23 protein-coding genes are annotated in these 22,861 nt (G+C 62.2%); 5 read left to right on the top strand and 18 right to left on the bottom strand.

Annotated elements, in window-relative coordinates:
• Nucleotides 1–125: 125 nt before the first annotated feature.
• The 11 genes from KIH79_RS05130 to KIH79_RS05080 form a co-directional block, all read right to left on the bottom strand.
• Entirely contained in the window at nt 126–875 is a 750-nt protein-coding gene (locus KIH79_RS05130; protein WP_033492001.1) for a helix-turn-helix domain-containing protein, read from the bottom strand.
• Nucleotides 856–1,887 carry a DMT family transporter gene (locus tag KIH79_RS05125; protein ID WP_219058424.1) on the bottom strand — a complete coding sequence of 344 codons (1,032 nt, stop codon included), beginning with the start codon at nt 1,885–1,887 and terminating at the stop codon, nt 856–858. The genes KIH79_RS05130 and KIH79_RS05125 overlap by 20 nt, the downstream gene beginning before the upstream one ends.
• Before the next feature lie 207 nt (nt 1,888–2,094).
• Nucleotides 2,095–2,784, bottom strand: coding sequence for an HAD family hydrolase (locus KIH79_RS05120; protein ID WP_219058423.1), 690 nt, complete (start codon nt 2,782–2,784; stop codon nt 2,095–2,097).
• Between the two features lie 9 nt (nt 2,785–2,793).
• Complete coding sequence (locus KIH79_RS05115; protein ID WP_236023627.1) at nt 2,794–3,978, bottom strand: glycosyltransferase family 2 protein; 1,185 nt, start codon at nt 3,976–3,978, stop codon at nt 2,794–2,796.
• A 127-nt stretch (nt 3,979–4,105) separates the two neighbouring features.
• A complete protein-coding gene (locus KIH79_RS05110) occupies nt 4,106–4,753 on the bottom strand; it encodes an alpha/beta hydrolase (RefSeq protein ID WP_219058422.1) in 648 nt (215 codons plus the stop codon).
• Between the two features lie 85 nt (nt 4,754–4,838).
• Nucleotides 4,839–5,051, bottom strand: a complete 213-nt coding sequence (locus KIH79_RS05105; RefSeq protein WP_219058421.1) for a zinc ribbon domain-containing protein — start codon at nt 5,049–5,051, stop codon at nt 4,839–4,841.
• A gap of 51 nt (nt 5,052–5,102) precedes the next feature.
• Nucleotides 5,103–5,429 carry a hypothetical protein gene (locus tag KIH79_RS05100; RefSeq protein WP_219058420.1) on the bottom strand — a complete coding sequence of 109 codons (327 nt, stop codon included), beginning with the start codon at nt 5,427–5,429 and terminating at the stop codon, nt 5,103–5,105.
• Between the two features lie 170 nt (nt 5,430–5,599).
• A complete protein-coding gene (locus KIH79_RS05095; RefSeq protein WP_219058419.1) occupies nt 5,600–7,183 on the bottom strand; it encodes a S10 family peptidase in 1,584 nt (527 codons plus the stop codon).
• Between the two features lie 140 nt (nt 7,184–7,323).
• Complete coding sequence (gene dtd / locus KIH79_RS05090; protein WP_219058418.1) at nt 7,324–7,809, bottom strand: D-aminoacyl-tRNA deacylase; 486 nt, start codon at nt 7,807–7,809, stop codon at nt 7,324–7,326.
• Nucleotides 7,810–7,905: 96 nt separating this feature from the next.
• Nucleotides 7,906–9,066 (bottom strand): MFS transporter, encoded by a 1,161-nt coding sequence (locus KIH79_RS05085; protein ID WP_219058417.1) that lies wholly within the window; start codon nt 9,064–9,066, stop codon nt 7,906–7,908.
• Nucleotides 9,067–9,241: 175 nt separating this feature from the next.
• On the bottom strand, nt 9,242–9,862 hold the full coding sequence (locus KIH79_RS05080) for a helix-turn-helix domain-containing protein (RefSeq protein ID WP_219058416.1): 621 nt from the start codon (nt 9,860–9,862) through the stop codon (nt 9,242–9,244).
• A gap of 156 nt (nt 9,863–10,018) precedes the next feature.
• Between KIH79_RS05080 and KIH79_RS05075 the strand changes: the two genes are divergently transcribed.
• Nucleotides 10,019–11,530, top strand: a complete 1,512-nt coding sequence (locus KIH79_RS05075) for an MFS transporter (RefSeq protein ID WP_219058415.1) — start codon at nt 10,019–10,021, stop codon at nt 11,528–11,530.
• 5 nt (nt 11,531–11,535) lie between these two features.
• Entirely contained in the window at nt 11,536–11,727 is a 192-nt protein-coding gene (locus KIH79_RS05070; RefSeq protein ID WP_219058414.1) for a hypothetical protein, read from the top strand.
• Here the strand turns inward: KIH79_RS05070 and KIH79_RS13025 are convergent.
• The 5 genes from KIH79_RS13025 to KIH79_RS05045 form a co-directional block, all read right to left on the bottom strand.
• Nucleotides 11,684–12,316, bottom strand: a complete 633-nt coding sequence (locus KIH79_RS13025) for a sugar O-acetyltransferase (RefSeq protein WP_219058413.1) — start codon at nt 12,314–12,316, stop codon at nt 11,684–11,686. The two genes, KIH79_RS05070 and KIH79_RS13025, sit on opposite strands and share 44 nt — an antisense overlap.
• A 294-nt stretch (nt 12,317–12,610) precedes the next feature.
• A complete protein-coding gene (locus KIH79_RS05060) occupies nt 12,611–12,829 on the bottom strand; it encodes a DUF2442 domain-containing protein (RefSeq protein WP_219058412.1) in 219 nt (72 codons plus the stop codon).
• Between the two features lie 187 nt (nt 12,830–13,016).
• A complete protein-coding gene (locus tag KIH79_RS05055; protein ID WP_219058411.1) occupies nt 13,017–13,841 on the bottom strand; it encodes an HAD family hydrolase in 825 nt (274 codons plus the stop codon).
• Nucleotides 13,842–14,005: 164 nt separating this feature from the next.
• Entirely contained in the window at nt 14,006–15,268 is a 1,263-nt protein-coding gene (locus tag KIH79_RS05050) for a HipA family kinase (protein WP_219058410.1), read from the bottom strand.
• Between the two features lie 264 nt (nt 15,269–15,532).
• The gene (locus KIH79_RS05045; RefSeq protein WP_219058409.1) at nt 15,533–16,114 is read right to left on the bottom strand and encodes a TetR/AcrR family transcriptional regulator; all 582 of its coding nucleotides are present in this window, start codon (nt 16,112–16,114) and stop codon (nt 15,533–15,535) included.
• A gap of 163 nt (nt 16,115–16,277) precedes the next feature.
• Here KIH79_RS05045 and KIH79_RS05040 point away from each other — a divergent pair, with 163 nt between their 5' ends.
• From KIH79_RS05040 to KIH79_RS05030, 3 genes are all read left to right on the top strand, one after another.
• Nucleotides 16,278–17,672: a DHA2 family efflux MFS transporter permease subunit gene (locus KIH79_RS05040; RefSeq protein WP_219058408.1), complete on the top strand. Its 1,395-nt coding sequence runs from the start codon at nt 16,278–16,280 to the stop codon at nt 17,670–17,672.
• 90 nt (nt 17,673–17,762) lie between these two features.
• Nucleotides 17,763–19,577: a CocE/NonD family hydrolase gene (locus tag KIH79_RS05035; protein ID WP_219058407.1), complete on the top strand. Its 1,815-nt coding sequence runs from the start codon at nt 17,763–17,765 to the stop codon at nt 19,575–19,577.
• Nucleotides 19,578–19,921: 344 nt separating this feature from the next.
• On the top strand, nt 19,922–20,578 hold the full coding sequence (locus tag KIH79_RS05030; protein ID WP_219058406.1) for a hypothetical protein: 657 nt from the start codon (nt 19,922–19,924) through the stop codon (nt 20,576–20,578).
• 11 nt (nt 20,579–20,589) lie between these two features.
• On the opposite strand, the gene KIH79_RS05025 is transcribed toward KIH79_RS05030, so the two are convergent.
• Together KIH79_RS05025 and ychF are read right to left on the bottom strand one after the other, a co-directional pair.
• Nucleotides 20,590–21,462, bottom strand: a complete 873-nt coding sequence (locus KIH79_RS05025) for an N-acyl homoserine lactonase family protein (RefSeq protein ID WP_163196205.1) — start codon at nt 21,460–21,462, stop codon at nt 20,590–20,592.
• 236 nt (nt 21,463–21,698) lie between these two features.
• Nucleotides 21,699–22,796, bottom strand: coding sequence for a redox-regulated ATPase YchF (gene ychF / locus KIH79_RS05020; RefSeq protein ID WP_219058405.1), 1,098 nt, complete (start codon nt 22,794–22,796; stop codon nt 21,699–21,701).
• Nucleotides 22,797–22,861: the final 65 nt, after the last annotated feature.

The following is a 22,861-nucleotide window of genomic DNA, read 5'->3' as shown; positions in this document are numbered from 1 at the left end:
CGTCACCGCGCGCATCGACGCGCTCCGACCGCGCAGGCGTCGTATCCGTCGCATCCGTCGCATCCGACGCATCCGGCACGTGGGCGGTGCGCGCCGACGCCGCGCGGAGCGTTCCGGCGACTTGCCTACTCCGGCCAGATGCCGGTCTGCGCGTACTTGCGCCGATACTGGCCGGGCGTCATGCCGGCGTGCTCGCGGAACACCTTGGTGAAGTGGCTTTGCGAGCGGTAGGCGAGGATCTGCGCGATCTCGCCGAGCGAATAGTCGGAGTACTTGAGCATGTTCTCGGCGGCCTCCATGCGCTTGGCCGTCACGTATTTCGATATCGGCGTGCCGGTTTCGCGCGCGAACAGTTCGGACAGGTACGTGGGGTTGAGCCCGACATGCTCGGCAAGACGTTCGACGGTGATCCGCTCGTGCAGATGATAGTGGATGAAGTCCATGGTTTCGGCCACGGCCTTGGAATGGATTTCGGACTTCTGCATGTCGGCCATGGCCCATGTGAAGAACGTCATCATGTCGGTGTGCAGGCGGCGCACGTCGTTGGCGTCCTTGCACCGGTCCATGTCCTGGATGTACAGGTCGGACGCGTTGTAGGCGTCCTCCTCGTCCATGCCGCCTTCGATCGCGAAGCGCGTGGCGAGCGTGATCGACGTGACGAACCGGTATTTCGCGTTGCGCACCGGGTCGTCGGACAGGTGGCCGTAGAGCCCCGAATCCCAGAGTCTCGCGCTTTCGGCGATGGCCGCACCGTCGCCGGAGCGCATGAGGTCGTACTGCTTCATCTCCTCGACGTAGCGGTGGTGCCGGATGCGGTCCTCGCGCGAGATGAAGTCGAGGTAGCGCAGTTTCGCCTCACTGGCGATCTGGTCCATGCGCCGCCTCCTTCGCCGCGGCCTTTCCGTTCGGTTCCTCGTCCGCGGTCTTGCCCGCGATCGCGTCCGCGCCCGTGCCATCGTTTCTGTGCCGCCGGCGGAACGGGCTGGGCAGGGCGACTTCGGACAGGATGATCGCGCAGAAGATGAGCGCGAAGCCGGTCACCGACTGCGCGGTGAGGACTTCGCCGTAGAAGAGCACGGAGACGAGCACGCCGAACACGCTTTCCGTGCTCAGGATGATGGACGCCTGCGCGGTGGGCAGATGCTGCACGGCGATGGTCTGGAACAGCTGGGCGACGATGGTCGAGCCGATCACGAGATACGCGAGGCCGGCGATGAGGTCCCAGCGCAGCCATCCGGCCTGGGGCGCGCCTTCGACCGGCACGGCGCCGATGAGGAAGAGGACGGCCGTGAACGCGAATTCCGAGAACATGAGCGCGGTCGCGTCGTAGCGGCGGCCGAGCATGCCGACGGTGACGAGGTTGAGCGCGAAGAAGAACGCGCCGACGATGGTGATGCCGTCGCCGAAGCTGATGCGGAACAGGTCCGCTCCCCCGCCGCCGCTGAGCGAGACGAAGCCGATGCCGACCACGCACACGAACGTGGCGACGATGTGCTGCCACGTGGGGCGGCGTTTGGTGAGCGCCCAGATGAGGAACGGCACCATGACGCAGTACGTGTCGGTCAGGAACGCGTTGCGTCCGGGGGCCGTGAGCGACAGGCCCCACAGCTGGAAGATGTAGCCGAGCCAGAACGAGAGCGCGAGCAGGATGCCGGGGATGACGTACCTGCGCAGTCCGATGCGGCGCAAATGCGGCAGGAACGCGATGCCGAGAATGATAGCGGCCGCGCCCATGCGCAGCACCATCATCCATTGGGTGGGAATGGTCTGCTGGACGTGCTTGAGAATCGTGTATCCGGAACCCCATACGGCGGCGTTGACCACCAGCATGAGCCGGGCCAGCGACGGGGACACCTTGGCCTCCGCGCCCTGTTCCCGCCGTTGCATGTCCGACTGTCCTTGTCCGTTGCCGTGCTGTCCGTTCGACTGCTTGTTCACGGAAGGATACGATAACAAAACGGCGGACAAGGCACGCCCGATGCCGTCTCGCGCACGCGCACGGGCGGTTTCGTCTTGTGCCGGGGCGCTCCTTGGATCACGGGCCCACTTGCGGGCCGGCTGTGCGCTATGGGCTATGGGCTATGGGATAAGGAGCTACTTGACTTGGGTGATGCGATCGCCCTTGACCATGAACGCGTGGCGCGCGAGGTCGATCATGGGCTGGTCGAATCGGCTGTCCGTGTAGAACTCGTCGATCGGCTCGTCGCCGAACAGTTCGCGGAACCGTTTCGGCTTGTTCGTGTTGAAGTTCAGATAGGTGACCTCCATGCTCGCCGGGTCGATCGTCGAGGCGACGAGACGGGACAGGCCGAGCCTGCGGCACGCCTCCCCCACGGTCACGTCGAACGATGCGGTGATGATCACGTCGTCAGGCCGCGGCCGGTACCACGGTTTGATCCGGCGCATGTTGCGGTCCCAGAATGCGCGTACCAATCCGTCAAGACCGCCGGACGGCGGGCGCGGCACCTCGTCCTCGGCCGTTTGCGGAGCGTTCGACTCGTCGGCGAGATGCGCGACGTCGTCCAGCACCACGTCGAGGCCGTTGCCGCACAGATCGTTCACCCTGCGCGATTCGGACAGGTCGCGCAGATATTTGCGGGCGATCCGGCCCACGCCGTACTCCATCTGTTCGAGCGTGGCCCGTCCGAGCTTGTATTTGATCGCGTAGCGCAGCACGGGCGCGATGTGGCGGAACACCTTCGGATCGTGCCGGGCGCTGTACAGGTAGAGATCGAAGAGGCTTTCGCCGTCGTAGATCGTGCCGTCGAAGTCGAATGCGCGCATTGCCCTTCCTTACCGTTCGTCCGCCTGATCGCCCGGACGCCTGTCCCTCATCAGCAGCGGTTTGATGGAACGGGCGGTCTTTTCGGCGAGCCCGGTTTGGCCATGCGCGGATGCGCCGCGTTCCGCCTGTCCGGTGCGTTCGTGCATGTATTCCTTCCATCCGCGGCCGATGCGCTTCCAATCGTCGCGCATTTCCCTGAAGTCGCCGACGGCGTCGTCCACGGAGTCCTTGAGCAGGTCGAGCAGCGAGCGGGTGGCCTCAGGCACTTCGTCTCCGTCGTCGATGATGTCGCGGCGCAGCCGGTCGATGCGCCGGCGCATGTCGTCGGCGTCCTCCGGATCGATTTTGAGGCTGGCGGTCAGCGTTTGGCGGATCGTCTCGTAGTCGAGGTTCGCGAAGAAGGTGAGCTGCTGCAAGCGCATGAAGCCCTTGAGCTCGGGGTAGCGCGCCAAGATGTATTCCTCGCGGTCGTCGGCGGCTTTCGCCCAGTCGCGCATGAGTTGGGGCGACCATGCGCTGGTGATGGACCCGCCGCGCAGCCGGTAGTGGTACAGCACTTCGGGGATGCGCACGATGCGGCGCGATTCGCCGATGACGTTGCAGATGCGCGCCATGTCCTCGATCTTGCGTCCGACGGGGAAGGAAAAACCATGGTCCTTGTAAATGGGAGCGGCGGCGAGAAACGACCAGAAGTAGCCGTCGATTTCGGCCTTGAGCTGGGCCTTGATGCCTTCGGCCGGAGTCATGACCATGACCTTGTCGAAATCGTTGTGCCTGTAGTCGGAAATCAGCTGCACACCGTTTTCGGAGATCGTGTCGAATTGGAACATGACGAGATCGGCATCGTGTTCACGCATGGCGTCGAGGCAATGCTCGACGAGACGGACGTCAACCATGTCGTCGGAGTCGACGAAGTAGATGCAGTCGCCGGTGGCGTGCGCGAGTCCGGCGTTTCGGGCGTCGGACAGCCCGCCGTTCTTCTTGTGGATGACGCGTATGCGTCCGTCCCGTGCCGCCCATGCGTCGCACATGGCCGGGCATTGGTCCGGGGATCCGTCATCCACCAGCAGGATTTCCAGATTGCGGTGGGTTTGTCCGACGATGCCGGCCACACATTCGTCGAGATAGCGCTCCACCTTGTACACCGGCACGATGACCGATACCAGCGTGTTCTCGTCCGTGTGCATCGTCATGCGCTCGCTCCCGCCTTGTGTTGCTGCTGTTCCTGATGTCATGGCGCCTGCCGCCATCGGCCTGCGCATCCGCTGCGGAAGAGGCCGGTCCGAACCGGCCAATCGCCTTCCGCAGCCGGATGCGCCGCTACCAGATGCGAGGCCGTGTCAGGCCGTTGTCGGTGAGGAACGCGGCCACGTCGCGCATTTCCTCCATGCAGATGCTGTGCGTCATGCCCGGATAGACCTTTTCGGTCAGTGTGGTGTGCGCCTGATAGAACGAGGCCATGTCACGCACCTCTTCGGCCGGGAAGATGTCGTCGGCCGAACCATGCCCATAGAACATGGGAGGCCGACGCTGCGCGAGCCGCTCGTCTCCGGGCAGCGCCCCATGCGCGAGGAATCCGGAGAAGCTGACTGCGGCAGCGTAGCGGTCCGGGTCCAGCCGCAGCATTTCCCCGGCGAGCAGACCGCCTTGGGAAAATCCCATGACGACGATCTTCCGGTCCTCGGGAATGTTGGCCTTCACCCACGACGAAATCGCCTCGCCGGCAATCCGTGCCTGCTCGTCAAGCGATTCACCGGTGGGCACGCCGTCGTATTCCCACTTGCCGAACCACGTGTATCCCATGCCGTATTCGATGGGCGCGCGCAACGACGCATAGTCGCCGCCCGGCGCGCAGTACGTGAGCAGACTCGGCAGATCGTGCTCGTTGGACCCCCACCCGTGCAGCAGCAGGAACACCGGCCCCTCGGATTTCGGATTGATCGACGTGAGCGCGTGCGTGATGTCCATAACAGGCTCCTTCCCCTTGGGTTCCCTCGCTACGTGCGATGATACCGCGTCGCCGCGGGAATCGCCGGACGCAGTCGACCGTCGGTCAGCCTCCGATGAGGAAGTCGAGGACGTTCATGCCGGTGCCGGTCTGGGCCCGGTACAGTTCGGTGTAGCCGCACTGGCTGCAGCTGATGGTGATGAACTTCTTGTTCTGCACGTCGAACAGCTTGGCCAGATTGCCGCCGGTGGCCTGGAACTGGTCGCTGACATAGCTGCGGCATCCGCATTTGGCGCACACGTACTGCTGCTGTTCCATGATGGTGGTTTCCTTTCGTGTTGGTGCGTCCGTTGATCGGCTTTGTCGCCTTTATTGGTTTTGGCTGGACAGGCTGGTGGAGATCTGCTGCTCGACGCGGTCGAACGCCTGCGACAGCAGCATGTTGCCGGGCACGGTGGTCAGCAGAAAGGCGAGCACGGCGGCGATGGCCGCGCCGAGCATGCCCTTGATGATCCTGACGACGATGCGGAACACCGCGTAGGCGACCGCCGCACCGACGGCGACGGTGATCAGCGTGCGCACGGAGTCGGGCAGGCTGCCGTACCACAGCACGATTCTGTCGATGAACGACAGATCGAGTTTGGACAGATCGATGTTCGACAGGTCCAGTTTCGACAGATCAAAGTTGGAGTCCATGCGCTGTTTTCCTTCCGTGCAGATGTCCCGCGGCGTTTCCCGGGCGGTATCGCCCCATCATGCCGCACGCGACCGGGAAATGCGATGAGGGGCATCCCATCGTCGCATTTCCCGCACATGTCGCCGGCACGCGCCGCGGGAGAGCGGACCGGGTCAGGCGGCCGTGCGATTCACAGCCGGATGTCCTGCTCCGGCTGCGCGGGACGCTCGTTGATCTCGGCGAGACCGCTGACGTCCGCGTTGTAGAAGCGCTTGAGATCGTTGCAGAACTTGGCGAGGCTCTCCTTGGACGAATACAGCATGTGGCCGGCCGGATAGTAGGTGAACGCGACGTTGCCGCGCAGCGGCTTGGGCAGGCCGAGATGATCGATGTCGTATTCGGTCTGGAAGAACGGCGTGCACAGGTCGTAGATGCCGTTGCCGATCAGCACCTTGAGCGTGGGCTGGTGGGCGATGGCGGCGGCAAGGTCGGGCAGCACGTTCGGGAACGGGATGTTCCCTCCCCACGAGGACTTGGCGCCGTCGGGCTGGCGATGCCACCACGTCCATCCTTTGCCGGGCTCGGTGGCGCTCCAGTCGAAGTCGGCGAATCCGCGGCGTTCGGGAGTGCGGTCCCAGCCGAGCTCGTCGCGCAGATACGCGTTGCACAGGCTCGAGTACGCCGGATCAAGGAAAGCATCGTCGACCACGAACGTCTCCTCGTCGTTGATGCGGTCGAGGTCGTAGCCAGCGACGCGACCGTCGTAGCGTCCGACGATCTTCTCCTCGTCGCGCAGCAGTTCCTTGCGGAAGCGCATGTCCACGACGCGCAGGTCGGAATCGTAGACGTACTGCGCGTCCAATCCGGTCAGTTCGGCGTATCGCTCGGCGACGCGGCGCTTGGTGGCGTCGTCGAGCGACGCTCCGGCGGCGAGCGCGAGACGCAGCGGACCGTTGGCGAACGCTCGGGCCTGCTGCAGGTGTTTGGCGGTTTCCGTGTCGGAGGCGGCGCGTCCGTGGTATTTGGCGACGGACGCGAAGGTCGGGAAGTAGCCGATGTAGAACTGGTCGGAGGTGTCGAGCGTGTAGGCGTAGTCGAGGATGTTGGAGATGAGCGTGAGGCCGTTGAGCGCGACGCCGTCCTGCTGGAGACGGTATGCGAGGGCGGCCCCGCGCGTGGTGCCGTAGGATTCGCCGAGCACGTACTTGGGCGAGTTCCAGCGGTGGTATTTGCTCAGGTAGGCGCGAATGAACGCGCTGAATCCGGCCACGTCGCCGTCCACCGACCACAGCGAGGGTTTGGCCGCGTCGAGGATTTCGGAGAAGCCGGCGCCGGCTGCGTCGATAAACACCAGGTCGGAGTCGGGCAGCAGCGTGTACGGGTTGTCCTCCAGATGATAGGGCGCCGCGGGCACGGGCGCGGCGTCGGGCACGTCGATGCGCTTGGGGGCGATGGATCCCATGAGCAGGAAAGTGGTGGACGACCCCGGACCGCCGTTGAAGATGAAGGTGACCGGGCGGGCCGGGTCGGTCTGCCCCGAATCGTCGGTCAGGCTGAATGCGGTGAAGAAGATGCTGGCGGCGGGCTTGACCTTGCCGGAGTCGATGTTGATCGTGCCGACGGTGGCGTTGTACCGCAGCTCGCGGCCGTCGATCGCGATGCTGTGCCACGTGGTCTTCTCGTACGGTTCGGGAAGCTTCGGCGTCGCCTTCTGCGCCGCGCCGGCCGCAGTCGCCTGCTGCGTTCCTTGCTGTTCGTTGACTGCATCACCCATGATGACCATCCTTTCCGTGGGGACTTCGCCCCGTTGTATCAGCATACCAGATAATCGAACATTCGTTCGACCAGCGTGTCGAACATTTGATCTAATTACGCCGTCGCCAAACGCGCTCCGCGAACGCCGGCGGCGAACGCTCACGACTTGCGCGGCATGTCCACGTCCGTGTCGACGACGATCGTGACCGGGCCATCGTTGACCAATCCGACGCGCATGTGCGCGCCGAATCGCCCCTCCCGCACCGGCACTCCCCCGGACCGCAATGCCTCGTTGAACTTGATCCACGTCAGGTCGGCGTGTTCGGGCTTGCCGGCACGAATGAAGCTGGGCCGATTGCCCTTGTGCACGTCGGCGAACAGCGTGAACTGCGAAATCGAGAGGATTTCTCCGCCGATGTCCTGAATGGAGCGGTTCATCTTGCCTTGCTCATCCTCGAAGACGCGCAGGTTGAGCACCTTGTGCGCGAGCCACGCGACCTCCGCGTCGCCGTCCGCATCGGAGACCCCCACCAGAATCATGTACCCCGGTCCGATCTGCTGCGGCTCGAACGTGGGATCAAGTGTCCCCAACTCGTTGACGACGTCGACGCTTGCCTGGGACACGCGTTGAATCACAATTCTCATATCGCCGATTATGCCACAGGCCGCGCTCCCGCGGACGAGGCATCTCGCCGCCGTCGCATGCATCCATTCGACAACGACAAGATCGCCGGAGCGGCATCATCGTGCGCCGCGACGCTCGAACCGCAGCGCGAACGCGACCAGCAGCAACACGGCCGCCACGGTGAACGGCATGCCGGCGAGGCCGATGACGTGATAGTTCATGCCGGACATATTCAGCGCCGTGCCTCCGACAAGGGAGCCGACGGCGTTGCCGCCGTTGAACGCGATCTGCACCGCGGCGCCGCCGATGAGTTCGCCGCCGCCCTTGCCGGCTTCGGCCATGAGTAGCATCTGCGGGCCGTTGATGAAGAACAGGCCGAACGCGATCCAGAAGGTGAGCAGTGCGCAAGTCACGAGGTTGCCGGGGACCATGAAGACCAGCAGCAGGCCTACGGCGGAGATCGACTGCCCCACGGCGGCGGTCACCGAATGCAGCCATCGGTCGGCCAGATGGCCGCCGGCGAGTCCGCCGACCACCATGCCGAAGCCGGCGAGCATCATGAGCAGCGGAATGAGCCGGGAATCATAGCCGCCGGTCTTCTGCAGCCACGGCGACACATAGCTCCACCAGCAGAACACGCCGGAATTGCCGACGAACACGGCGCCCAGCACCAGCCACGGGCCGGGCTTGGCGAGGAACCGGAACTGTCCGGCGAGCCCGGCGTCGGGCACGGCCGGGATGAGCGGCATCCACGCCACGGTCAGCGCGATGGTGACGCCGGCGCCGACCGCGAGGATGACGAAGGCCAGCCGCCAGTCGAGGTATTCGGCGAGCAGTGTGCCGGCCGGCACGCCGAGCATGTTGGCGAGCGTCTGCCCGGTGACCATCACGGACACCGCCTTGCCCTCGCGTCCCTTGTCCGCGAGCGCCTTGGCGATCACGGTGCCGGTGCCGAAGAACGCGCCGTGGGGAAGCCCTGCGATGAAGCGGGCGATGACAAGCACCTCGGCGTTCGGCGCGGCCGCGCTCAGGGCGTTGCCGGCGAGCGCAAGCGCCATGAAGAGGATCACCAGATGCTTCGGGCTGGCCTTGCGGCCGAACACCAGCATGGTCACGCCGAAGCACACGCCGATGGCGTACGCGGAGATGAAATGGCCGGCGGTCGGAATGGACACCGCCATGGCGGCCGCCGTCTGCGGCAGGATGCCCATCATCACGAATTCGGCGGCGCCGAGCACGAACGCCCCCGCGGCTATCGCCAGCAGACTTTTCTTCACGACAGGTCTCCCCTCTACTCGTCCGGTCATGTACCCATCGTGCGATGCCTAACATGCGGCAGCGCACCGCCGTATGCACGGCAACGACTCCGCAACGAGTATAGACCGCGGCGCACCGTTCCGTCCGCACGATACGGCGCGGATTCCGTCCTTGGCGTCAACGTAAACAAACGTATTACTGGTTGGCGGCGATTCGCGCCCGACGCTCGTAATGGTCGACGAGCGGAAGGAACAGCTCGTCGACCGTGGCGACGATGTCCGCTTCGGACAAGGGCCGCATGTCGCGCAGGATGATCGCGCGTCCGAGTTCTCCGGGCATGCGCAGCAGCGATTCCGGCAGTTCGCAGGTGATGTCGCCGCGCACGCGCGCGTTGTCGATGGCCATCATGACGCTGGGTTGGTCGCTGATCATCGTGCGCTCGTACAGTTCGTGCGCACTCACGCCGAGCCAGCTGGCGTACACGCCGAATTTGGCCAGCACCATCACCGCGTCGGACTGCTTGCGGTTGAGCTGCAGGAGGATGGAAATGACGTCGCCCCTGAGCGTGCCGGTGTCCGGACGTTCGATGGCGGCGCGGTCACGGTGTTGTCTCACGGCGGCTACGAACAGTTCCGTACGATCCGACCATCGGCGGTACAGCACCGGCTTGCTGGTGTGCGCCCTGGCAGCCACGTTGTCGAAGGTGAACTCCTCGGCGCGGCATGCGGACAGCTGTTCCCATGCGGCCTCCAGAATGGCCGTTTCCAACGTCTTGCCCCGACGACGCGTCTGTTTCGGCTCGTTGTTCGTTTCCATGGCTCATCTCCATATGTGGTATGGGCGTTGCGGCCAACGGTCGCCCGTTCGTCCACATCGCCTTTTTACAAGATACCACGGCGTTTCTTATTTGCGAGTACCTATAATCATCTGTGGTTAATAAGAAACTTATTAGTATCTTAGGTGGGTTGGCTTATGGCTAATGCGAAAGAACGAACCCTGCACCGTTCCCTGATCTGCCTATGCGCCGCCGAACTGGTGATGATGGTCAACACCACAGCATTCAACGTGGCGCTGCCGAACATTGCCGAGACACTCAAAGCCGGCATGGCGCAACAGCAGTGGATCGTATCCAGCTACAATCTCGTCTTCGCGGCCGTGGTGCTGCTGGCCGGGTTCCTTGGCGACCGGCTCGGTCATCTGAAGACCATGCTTGCCGGATTGGGCATGTTCGTCGTCGCGTCCGCGATCGGTCTTATGGCCGGAAACGTGCCGGCGCTGCTCGTCTCGCGATCGATCATGGGCGCCGGCGCGGGCGTGGTCATCCCGATGGGACAGGCGCTGCTGGGCGTCTTGTTCCGGGGCCCCGGATTGTCCCGCGCCATGACCGCGTGGGCGATAGCCGGCACCTTGGGCGTGCCGTTCGGCCCGCTCGTCGGCGGAGTGCTCACCGCGACGCTGGGATGGCGCGGCATCTTCGGATTCGACGGCGTGGTGTTCCTCGCCGTGATCGCGATCATCCGCATGAACGTCCCGCAGACCGGCGGATCGCGCAAGTCCCGGTCGCTGCATGTGCCGTGGACGTCGGTGGCGATGATGTTCGCCGGATTCACCCTGTTCTCGACCGGTCTGGTCAATGCACAGCATGGCGTTCTGGCCGCGGACGCTTGGATTCCGATGACGGTCGGCGCCGCACTGATCGCGGGATTCGTGCTGCACGACCGCGCGTCCCGCAATCCATTGATGGCACTCGACCTGATGCGGGATCCCTCGTTCGCCGCCTGCGCGCCGGCATTGATGATGCTGAACTTCTCGATGTACGGCATCATCTTCATCATGCCGGCTTATCTCGAGACGGTGCTGCGCCATGGCGCGCTGGTCGGAGGCATGCTGTTGATGCCGCTGGTCGTCGCGTCCATCGTGGGGTCGCGGATGAATGATTGGCTCGTCTCCCGGCTCGGCCCGCGCGGCACGAGCCTGCTGGCCTTGGCGTGTCTGGCCGCCGGCATGCTGACAATCGGCGCCGCCATGTGGTGGCCCAATGAAGCGGCGAAACAATCGACGGTCCTGATCGGTCAGCTCATGGCCGGTCTCGGCCTGGGCGCCGGCCAGCCGGCGATGCTGACCTGGGCCATGGGCCGGGTCCCGGTCGAGCAATCCGGCGCCGGTTCCAGTTTGCTGACCGTGTTCCGGCAATTCGGATCCATCATCGGCGTGGGAATCTTCGGCAGCATACAAAGCGGACTATATGCGGCGGGATTCCATGATCTCGCGCAATCCGCCGGACTGAATCCGCAGTCCGCCGGCTCCGTGACGCTGGACTTCCAGCGGGCCGCTGGGTTCGCGGGCGCGACGGGCGACCTGACACGACAGGCGGCGTCCCGCGCCTATGAATCCGCGATGACCGGCAGCTTCACCGCGGCTGCCGCGGTCATCGTCGTCACGCTCGGCATCGTCGCACTGATCTCCCGCGCAACGCCACGGTGACGATCATGCTCGGCGAAGCGACCTCGCTGTTTGAACGGGCGGATCCAATCATCTTCATCGGAGAGGGATCATCCGGCACGATCGCCGACTATGGCGCGCGCCTGTTCGCAAATCTCGGCTTGTTCGTCATCGAATCGCTGGCCCGCCGTCTTGTCAGGCTAAGGTCCGGGACAGATCTGCCCGATCGGAGCCGTTGATCGAACGAAGTACGCGGCATGGGTTGCCGACGGCGACCACGTTCGCGGGAATGTCGCGCGTGACGACCGAACCGGCTCCGATCACCGTGCCATCGCCGATGGTCACGCCGGGCAGCACGATGACGCCTCCTCCCAACCAGCAGCCACGACCGATGCGGATCGGCTTGGCGTATGTGTTCCACCGGTAGTGCGCGTCGCCCGGTTTCCAGCCGTCGACGAGACGGTCGGCAAGTTCGACCGGATGCGTGGCCGTGTACAGCTGTACGTTCGACGCGATGAGCGTGTCCGATCCGATGTCGATCGTGTTGCAGTCGACGAACGTGCAGTTCATATTGACGGACACATTCGCGCCGATGCGGACGTTGCGCCCGTAGTCGCAGATGAACGGCAATCCGACGGATACGTTCTCGCCGACCGAACCAAACAGCGATTCGAGGATCTCCCGCTTGCGTGTCTTCGCGTCGTACGGCAGACGATTGTATTCGGCGAGCAGGCGTCGCGCGGTGTTCTTGTACTCAAGGAATATCGGATCGTGGCAATCGTAGATTTCCCCTGCCATGCACTTGTCCAGCTCGTTCATGCTCGTCATGTCATGCATCCCCTTTGACTGCGGCCTATACACCAACACCAACCATGCTAGCGGCGGCGATCCTCTCAGATTGAAATTCCCGACGTATGCGGTACGCCATGTACCGCATACGGTACGAGGACGGGCTGCGGTGCAATTATCCCAGGCCAGACGTTGACCAGCATATGACCGAAAAGTCATGTCGACGAAAAACCAAGGGCCTTGGAATTACTGGAATCCCAAGGCCATCGACACTACTCAACAATCACTTCTTCGAAACGTTGAGTTTGAACATGATGCCATCGCTTTACGCCATCACGCCGAAACCAGTTCGCCATAAGCGGCGTACTCGTATGAGTGTTCATACAGATACGCGGGAGAGATGTCGATGTCACCGTCACGCCAAGTCAGAATCCCGTGATCGATATGGAAGTCCTCGAACGTCTTCTCATCCCGCAGCGGGGCGAAGGCGGGAACGTCGTCGTACATTTCGGCGAAATCGCACAGGCGCGTCTCGCCCGTGGAGAATGTCACCAGTATGACGTGATCATCCGCGACACGAGCCGAACGAACTCCCGCGCGGGCTCATCCGCATACAGGATGCCATTCACTTCAAACATGACAGATTCCTTCCGATATCTCATATGAGAAAGACCATATTCCGAGCATATTCCCGCAGCAGGAGCTCCGTCACCGGCAATCGGCGGGCACATGGTCATGGTCACGCAAAAAGACCCTCATCCCTTAATAAGTTGGTGAGGAAGACCCCTACCCCATCTTGTTGGTTGGACGGAGCGATAGCATCAGCGGCAGCTTTGATCCGCTCATCGGCGTTTGCCATAGCGACGCCCATCCCCGCCGCGCGCAGCAATGGAACATCGTTGAGCCCATCACCAAAAGCGATGACATTCCTCAAACCAGCGCCCAGGCTTTTTGCCCAGATCTGTGAAGCATACGCCTTGTTCGCATGAGCATTTGAGATTTCCATAACACCGCCGCTGGAATCGGTAACTGTAAAGTCCTTACCAATCAACTCATGGCAACCGTTAATATACTGATCCGCTTTGTACCCGGGTGTTGCCATGACAAGCTCAAGAACCGGAGCATTCGGAATTGACGATATACGTTGAGAATCCGGATCACGCAGTATTCCTCCATGCGCGCGCAGGTCCCAAAATGCCTGATCGCAACCGAATCCTTCCCTGTACTCCCACCCGAATCCAGCCTGCGGATATCTACTTTTCAGCATAGCGATAATGCCAGCGCACTGCCTCTCATCAAGCAGTTCGGAATGAATGACATGGCACGCGGCCGTATCCACAACCTGCGCACCGTTAGATGCAAACAAAGCGGAGAATAAAGGCAATACCGGTCCCAGTACTTGCTTTACCAAGCGAAGCGGACGCGCTGATGCCGCGGCGAAAAGAACGCCGGCATTATTAGCTCGGCCAAGCATGTCTTGCAATCGAGAGGAGACCTGCCCATTCTCATTGAGTAACGTGCCGTCAAGATCGGTAACAACGAGAATTGGCAACTTAAGACTCATAACGGACCCCTATTCGCGCATTACAGCGATGCGCATAATCGAATCTGGCAAGAAGCGCAATTGTAACAGGAATAACCGGCGGCCTTGGAACCGCCGCAATTCCAAGGCCCTTGACGCTATGAGGCAATCACTTCTTAGACGTTGGGGAGATTGAACTCGTCCGATTATTCCTTCTCCAGCAGTCTGTCGTTGAGAATCACGGGCACGTTCTTGATCGCAAACTGCAGTGCGTCGAGCTGGGAGGCGAGCCTCGCCTCGTCCACCACCGGGATGTCGAGCAGCGCGCGGGCGGCGGTGTGCAGATAGTCGTTCAGCGCTTCGATACGGCCGTCCTCAAGCGGGTACGTCGGATCGTTCTCCAACGTGACGTCCAACGCCTTGCGCAGCATCTCATGCTGCGAGACCCCCATGATGGCCGCGCACTGGTCGCGGAACGTCATACGCGAGTTCGACGGCTGACGTTCCCCCAACACCTTCGGGGTCCACGCGCCGTGCTCCCAATCGGCGCGCATGTCGTTCTTGAACAACGACATGTTGTGATCGAATAAAGGAGCCGGCCCAAGAATGCGACCGGTGTGGTTGTCGCGCAGAAAACCGTGGTTGTTGGCATGACGGTCCTGATTGACGATGAACGCATCGAACACGAGCATCGTGCGCATCGCCTCGAACGACTCCGCCGACACCGTGCGGGCGGCTGCGAGGATCTCCGGGAACGAGGCGAGCTGCGTGGCCGCATAGAACGGCACGAATGACACGTCCTTTGAATTCATGGAAGGGCACACCGATGCCAGCTTGCCCTTCCAACGAGCCATCCGGTAGTCGACCGCGTTCACGCCGAGTTTGCGCGCCAGCTGCGAGGCGAGATACTCGGAATACGGCTCCAATCCTGCATTCGCGTACCCTTCGGAACCGGCCTTCCACAATTCCAGCCCGTTGCCCGCATGCCGCCACGCCTTCGGGAACTGGCCGTCCGTCGTCCATTCGCTCGACAGACCTATCGCATGCTTCTCACTCGACGTGTACCCCGTATACGCCACGATGGCGAGCGTCTCGTCCAACGGATTGTCGTACAGATTGATGTCCGCGAACCTGAGATTCTCGTCGTCCCGTTCGATCCAGAACGAATCGTTGACCGACAGTCCCTTGCACAGGTCGATGATGCCCAACGTATCCGCGATGTTCAGTCCGGCCTGCGCAAGGATCTGGGCCGCGAACTCACGGTTCTTCGGAATGGTCCGCCGCTCCAGCCAGGCGGTGAGCTTCGCATCATCGGGCTGAGGGGCCAACGGGAACGGCAGCAGCGTCCGCTTCGACTCGTCGAACCAGCGGATACGGGCCTCGACCTTGCCGGCCAACAATCCTTCACCATATGCGGCATCGAACCGGAGCAGCGGAACATCATACAGGCGCAACACATAACCGGTCATATCCGCCCCTCCAATCAGATGATCAACGCGTATTGAGTCCGTCACGACGCGACTTCATACGACGACAACTGTCTACAGTATAGACAAGGGCCTTGGAATCACTGGAATTCCAAGGCCCTCGATGTTACTCAGCAATCGTTGCGATCACTTTTTCGACACGTTGAACTTGAACTCGACCTTTTCGCCTCACTGTGGCAGAAAACCAATCATGTTCGGCAGCAGTTCGGGACGAAGAGACTTGCGTCGCCCGCCGAAAGGCGCGCCTCACTCCCGTTGTGTGAGCCTGCCGATGATGCGGGCCGAGACCTCGGTGACGGATTCCCTGCTGTACGGCCCTTCGGCCGCGAGCGCACGCATGGCGTACATCGCCCCTCCGATGACGAAGGTGAGGAGGATGTCCTCTTCCTCGGTGGTGTCTTCCGTCAGATAGAACTGTCGCAGGTGTCGTTCTATTTTGTCGTACAGCACGTCCTGCCTGCCGTGGAACAGTATGTCTATGGCGTCTTTTCTCGTGTTCATGGCCGCCGGCACGTTTCCGAGGAAGATCAAAGGGTCGGTGAGCAGCTTGTCCTTGTATGGAAACGCCTCGAAGCATTCATCAAGGACCATGTCCTCAAGTTGGTCCGACAGGTCGAACACGTCGGTGTAGTGATGGTAGAACGTCGACTTGTTGATCAGGGCCTCCGCACAGATGTCGCGCACCCTGACCCGCTCCAGCGGTTGGGTGCGTCGCAATGTCAGGAAGGCCTCACGGATCGCCTTTCGGGTTTTGACAATACGTAGATCCTCCGCCATGCGCGGTCCCTTCGTTTTCGTATCCATGCGGGCGATGTCGATAAGCGACATTTTCGTCCATTGGTCGCATATGCTCCTTGCGACGTTTTCCGTCGGTTGAAGATATACAACTCTGGTTGCTAAATATACATTAGACCAATAATCAACCACGGTCAAATTGCAGCGGTACGGCCGAAATCAGCGCCGGACCTTCGACGGAAAGGAACCTGTTCCTATGGGATTGACCCGAAAACAACGCATTACGGTCATCGTACTGTTGACGGGCACGGTGCTCGCTATTCTCGACCTGTCGTTTCTGTCTCCGGCATTGCCGTCCATCATGGAGGACTTCAGCATCGACGCGACCACGGCCCAGTGGCTGTCGAGCGCGTATTCGCTGGTCGAAGCGTTGATCATCCCACTGTCGGCATACCTGCTCGGACGTTTTTCGACCAAGCGCCTGTTCGTTGCCGCGATGGGCATATTCTCCGCAGGAAGCCTGCTGGCCGCGTGGGGGCCGAATTTCGGAGTCTTGCTCGTCGGCCGCGTCTGTCAGGCGGCATGCACGGGAATTCTGCTGCCCATGGTGATGACCGAGATCGTACTCATCTTCCCTCGCGAACGACGCGGGACGGCCATGGGCCTGATCGGCTTATTGGTGGGATTCGCGCCGGCGATCGGACCGACGGTGTCCGGCCTGTTGATCGATTCCGTCGGCTGGCATGCGCTGTTCCTTATCGTCGGCGTACTTGGCATCATCATTCTCTGCGTCGCAATGGTGGTGCTTGAAACCAAGGAGACGGCCACTCGGACACCGTTCGACGCCTCGTCCGTGGCATTGTCGTCAATCGGACTGCTATGCATACTGTACGGCTTGTCGACGTTCGCATCGACCGACAATACCGTCGTCATCATCTTCCTCATCGTGATCGGCGCCGCTCTCATCGCGTTGTTCGTCGTTCGCCAGTTGAGGCTTGAGCAGCCCATGCTCGACATGCGCGTATTCCGCTCCCGCAGGTTTTCCAGTTCCGTCGCCGTCATCGCGCTCACGCAGGGCGTGTATCTCGGCATCGGCACCGTGCTGCCCCTGTTCGTTCAGATCGTCAGAGGCGAATCCGCCGTGATGAGCGGACTCGTCGTGCTGCCCGGCGCTCTGCTCAGCGCGGCGATGGCGCTGGTATCCGGCAAACTGTACGACCGGTTCGGCGTGCATGTCCCGGCTCGGGCAGGCAGTGTGTGCACCCTCGCCGGCATCGCGCTGCTTGCCACGATGCCGATGAACACCGGCATGCCGGTCGTCGCCATCGCCTATGCCCTGTGCTCGGTAGGCGTGCAGCTGATTATCACGCCCTGCAACACATGGGGCATCAATTCGTTGAGCAATGCTCTCGTGCGCCATGCGAATGCCGCCGCCCAGACCTCAAACCAGATCAGCAATTCCTTCATGGTCGCGCTGATCATATCGTTCTCCGCGCTATCCTCCGTGATCGCGCCCACGGCCACGGAACTCGAAGCGGCATACTACGGCGACAAAATCGCGTTCATCGCCGCCGCGGCGATTCTGCTGGCGCTGGCGGCATTCATCGCGATCTTCATACGCGACCGCAAAACCGACACCATCGTCGGATAGGAATGCCCGACCCGTTGTCCAAAAGGACACACGCCAACCGAATCACATCATCTGTCCTCCATTACAAGTCCCATCACAGAAAGGAACATCATGACCGATACCACCAACAGCAACGCACCGTTGCTTGACATCAACGGGAGCGACATCCTGTTCAAACCGGCGAACCCATTGAATCAGGCCAAGCCTCCGATTCCTCCATTGGGGACGCGAACTGTCCTCTACCGGGAGGGAAGCGTCAACGCCAAGGGAGCCATGAAGCTGCCGATCGACATCGAATGCCTGGAGGACATCCCGATCGAACTGCGCGACGGCACGGTCATCTACGGTGATTTATGGCGCAGGCAGGGCAACACCCGCACCCCGGTCATTCTCGTCTATTCCCCCTACAGCAAGCGCGGCGGCCCGTTCAACGCCAACTACGATGTGACCAGCACCGGATTCCCCAAGGATCAGGTATCCGGCCTGCAACGCTTCGAATCGCCCGACCCGGCCTACTGGTGCAGGTATGGATATGCGATCTGCGTGGTGGACGAGCGGGGCATCGGCCACTCCGGCGGCGACATGTACTTCATGGGTACTCAGGCCGGACGGGACGTGCATGACACCATCGAATACATCGCGCGCCAGGACTGGTGCACCGGAAAGGTATGCATGATGGGCAATTCGCAGCTCGCCATGATCCAATGGGCCGCCGCAGCCGCCAAACCGGCCCATCTGGCCGCGATCGCCCCGTGGGAGGGTCTCACCGACGAGTACCGCGACGTGGTGTGCCGCGGCGGCATCCCCAACGGCACGTTCCACGACATCGACATCGTCGGCTTCCTGTACGGGCAGAGCCGATTCGAGGATGTGACCGGCATGCTCGAACAGCACCCGCTCGTGGACGACTACTGGACCGACAAGATCCCCGATCTCGAACACGTCACCGTCCCCGCCTATGTGGTGGCCAGTTGGACGCATCCGATCCACACCCGCAGCACACTCTCCGGATTCAAACGACTCGGATCGAAGGACAAATGGCTGCGCATCCACGACACCCACGAATGGGGCGACCTCGACACCCGGGAGAACTGCGACGATCTGCGCCGCTTCTTCGACCACTATCTCAAGGGCATCGACAACGGATGGGAGCAGACGCCGCGCGTACGCTATTCACGGCTTGACGTGGGAGCCAAACACAACCTGTTCTCCACGTCCGACGACTACCCCTGCGTGCAGACCGAAACGATGGAACTGCACCTGAACGCCTCGGACGGCACCATGAACGAACAGCAGGCCGCACTGGAATCCAGCGCCGAATACGATGCCGTCAGTCGTGACATGAGCGCCGTCGCACGCTTCGAATACCGGATTCCCCGGGACATGGAAATCCACGGGCCGCTCAACGCCCGCCTATGGATGAGCACCGACGCCGGCGACGACATGGATCTGTTCGCCCAGCTGTACAAGAAGGATGCGAAGGGCAAGGTGTTGTACCACGTGGTCTTCCCCGGCTTGGAGAAGAAACTGCGCATGATGATAGCCCTCACACCGAAGGGTAAGCAGCTGCCCGGCGGGCCGATCTACGTTGGCCCCAACGGCCGACTGCGCGCATCGCATCGCGAACTCGATACGAAACGATCGACGCCGACCGAGCCGTACATGACCTACACGAACCCGCAGCCGGTCACCCCGTTCGTACCGGTGCAGGTCGATCTGGGATTGTGGCCGACCGATATGCTCCTGCATGAAGGGGAGACCCTGGTGCTGGAAATCGGCGGACACGCTTGCGGTCCGGTGGCCGAGGCCCGCGCCAGCGACGAGGCGCCGGACGCACAGCTGCCCACCGTCAATCAGGGCAGGCACACCGTGCATACGGGCGGCGTCTACGACAGCGTTCTGCTCATGCCGATCGTAAAACAGTGACATCGGATCAACATCCGAAGAGCTCTGCATGACGAAATAGTCGAGGGCCTTGGAATCGCTGGAATTCCAAGGCCCTCAACACTGCTCAACAACTACTTCTTGGAAACGTTGAACTTGAACTCGACCGGCTTGCCCTTCTGCAACAGTCGCTCGTTTCCACGCATTGATCTCAGTCATCCGCCGTGACAGCGAGTCTGATGGCAATGTACCGGTATTCCTGAGTAAGACCACGCGAAACTCCACGAGTCGGGATGCACGACGGATGAACAACGCCTTATCATCCTTGGTGTTGGCACCCTCGGCGATGGGGTCGCCTGTCCGGAATGGCGGATATGAGTTGAGACATGGAGACCTCACATGCCGATCCGCCGCCCGTTGCGTCTAAGCCGCGGGACGACGTCGAGTCTGCCATCGAGCGCGCGCTCATCGATCTGCTCAACGAAGGCGCCGATCCATCCGGCCCGGCGGGACGCGTCGAGCTGCCATCGGTCAAGACGCTATGCGCGAAAGCGTTCGTGGCGCGCAGCACATTCTATGCGCACTACCACCACGTTGGCGAGGTGCTCGAGACGTTGGAACGTCGACTGGTGAGGGACCTCGAGGAGCTGAACGAGCCGCTGACCGTCAGGGATGCCGATGGCGGGGATGCGCACGGAGCAGCGCGCGTCACGCTCATGCCCACGCTGGACTACATCCGGGCCAACGAGGATGCGTTCCACGCGCTGCTCGTCTCGGCGCCCGACGTTCGGTTCATTGAACGATGGAAGGACGCCATCAAGCGGCAATGCAGACTGCGGATGACCGACGGCGGTGAGGCGCCACGGGCGGAAGGTCCGCGCCGTCCCACCGTCAACCGCGAGTTGATTCTGGAGATCGTCGCCTCATCGATGGTGTCGGCCACCACGTTCTGGCTGCACGACCCATCCAAGGTACACGAGCAGGGAGTGGACGGAATCGTCAACACGGTGTTCGGCGCACTGGACGCACTGATCGTGCCGTGACGTGCGCCGTTTCAGCTCAGCAGGATCGTCTCGGGACGATTCGCCGTGTCGTGGCAGGCGATCGACCGCACGCATAGCGGCGACAGGCTCTGCTCGCGGATCCATTCGAGCGAGGAGCGCTGCGCGTGACGGTCGTAGACGATGCCCGACGTAACCATGTCCCTCCATGATCGCGTGGCGTAGCCGCCGTCGGCGAACAGCAGTACGTACCGGCCCGACGGCGCCGTGATCTTCATGGCCACCTGACCGTCGGTGTGGCCGGGGATGTTGATGAGCTGCACGCTGCGGTCGCCGAACAGGTCGTAGGATCGTCCGGCGGGGCCCTCATGGTCGTTCCAGTCGTACAGGTCGAGGTCGATTCCCCTCCACCACGAGGCATTGAAGCGCACGAGGCTGTTCGGGAACCGTGTGGCGCACCGCATCTCGTCCCTGGATACCATGATGCGCCGGGCGTTCCTCACGCCGCGCAGTCCATTCGCGTGGTCGCAATCGAGATGGGAGATCGCCACCACGTCGAGATCAGCCGGGGACAGGCCCTGCGCGGCCAGCTGCTCAGGCACGGTCATCCCCGTACCCACTACACCCTGGTTGACCCGGTACAGGGACCATGAGCCGAGAGAGCGGATCTGCGCCCCACGGTCGTAGACGCCGTCCGGGCTCATGTCCCGTCCCCAGCCGGTGTCGAACAGGATACAGCCGTGCGGCGTGGTGACGAGGAACGCGCACACGGGCAGCCATATGCGCTTGGACGCGGGCACGAAAAAGCCCGAACCGCGGACCAGTCCGCATCCGTTGCCGAAAGGCAGATCCGGTGAGACACGAACACGGCCGGCCACCATAACCTGAATGGAGATTGCTGAGTTGTTGGCACTGTTGTTGGTCATGGCTCCATTACAGAACGCCGTGCGATGGAGAGGCTTCGTTTCGCGCTACACAAAACGCGATTATGTCCACGATTGGCACCTGTGGCTTTCTCTCCGATCCAATCGTCCGTCACACCGGGCGCAGACCCCGGCGATGCACCGTTCCCAACACAGACCACGCCGCAACGGCCGGCGCCCCCCATTTGACAAGGGCCTTGGAATCACTGGAATTCCAAGGCCCTCGCACTATTCAACAACTACTTCTTGGACACGTTGAACTTGAACTCGACGATGTCGCCGTCCTGCATGACGTAGTCGCGGCCTTCCTGGCGGAGCTTGCCTTCCTCCTTGATCTTGACCATCGAGCCTTCGGCGGCGACGAAGTCGTCGTAGGAGACGATGTCGGCTTTGATGAAGCCCTTTTCGAAGTCGGTGTGGATGACGCCGGCGGCCTGCGGGGCGGTCCAGCCCTTGTGGATCTGCCAGGCGCGCACTTCCTTTTCACCGGCGGTCAGGAAGGTCTGCAGGCCGAGGATGTCGAATCCGACGCGGGCCAGCTGGTCGAGGCCCGACTCGGCAAGACCGGCGTCGGCGAGCATCTCGCGGGCATCGGCTTCGTCGAGGTCCGTGAGGTCCGCCTCGAACTGGGCGTTGAGGAACACGGCCGGCGCGGGCGCGACGGACGCGGCGAGCTTCGTCTTGAGCTCGTCGTTGGACAGCTCGTCGTCGTCCACGTTGAACACGTAGATGAACGGCTTGGCGGTCATGAGGTGCAGGTCGTAGATGTCGTCCTTGTTGATCTTGCCGGCGGCGGCCGCATGGTCGATCGTCTCGCCGTTCTCGAGGATGGCCTTCGCCTTCTTGACGGCCTCGAGGTACGCGGGCTCGATCTTCTTGCCGCGCAGGTCCTTTTCGAGCTTCGGCAGCGCGTTCTCGATGGTCTGCATGTCGGCGAGGATCAGCTCGGTGTTGATCGTGTCGATGTCGTCGGCCGGGTCGACCTTGCCGTTGACGTGGACGATGTCGTCGTCCTTGAACGCGCGCACGACCTCGCAGATCGCGTCCGCCTCGCGGATGTTGGCGAGGAACTTGTTGCCCAGGCCTTCGCCTTCCGAAGCGCCCTTGACGATGCCGGCGATGTCGACGAACGTGACGGTGGCGGGCACGATCTTCTCGGTGTGCACGAGCTCGGCGAGCACGGGCAGGCGCTTGTCGGGCAGCGGCACGATGCCGGTGTTCGGCTCGATGGTGGCGAACGGGTAGTTTTCCGCGAGAACATTATTGCGCGTCAGCGCGTTGAACATGGTCGACTTGCCGACGTTCGGCAGGCCGACGATTCCGATAGTAAGAGACATGGTGCCCACACTACCTTCCCGTCTTGTCATTGCGTTGCGGCCGCGGTCACGGCAACCTCGAGGTC

Origin of the sequence: Bifidobacterium miconis, from assembly GCF_019331735.1 — a bacterium.
GTDB classification, from domain to species: Bacteria; Actinomycetota; Actinomycetes; order Actinomycetales; family Bifidobacteriaceae; genus Bifidobacterium; species Bifidobacterium miconis.
This window is presented reverse-complemented; position numbering and strand designations above follow the sequence as displayed.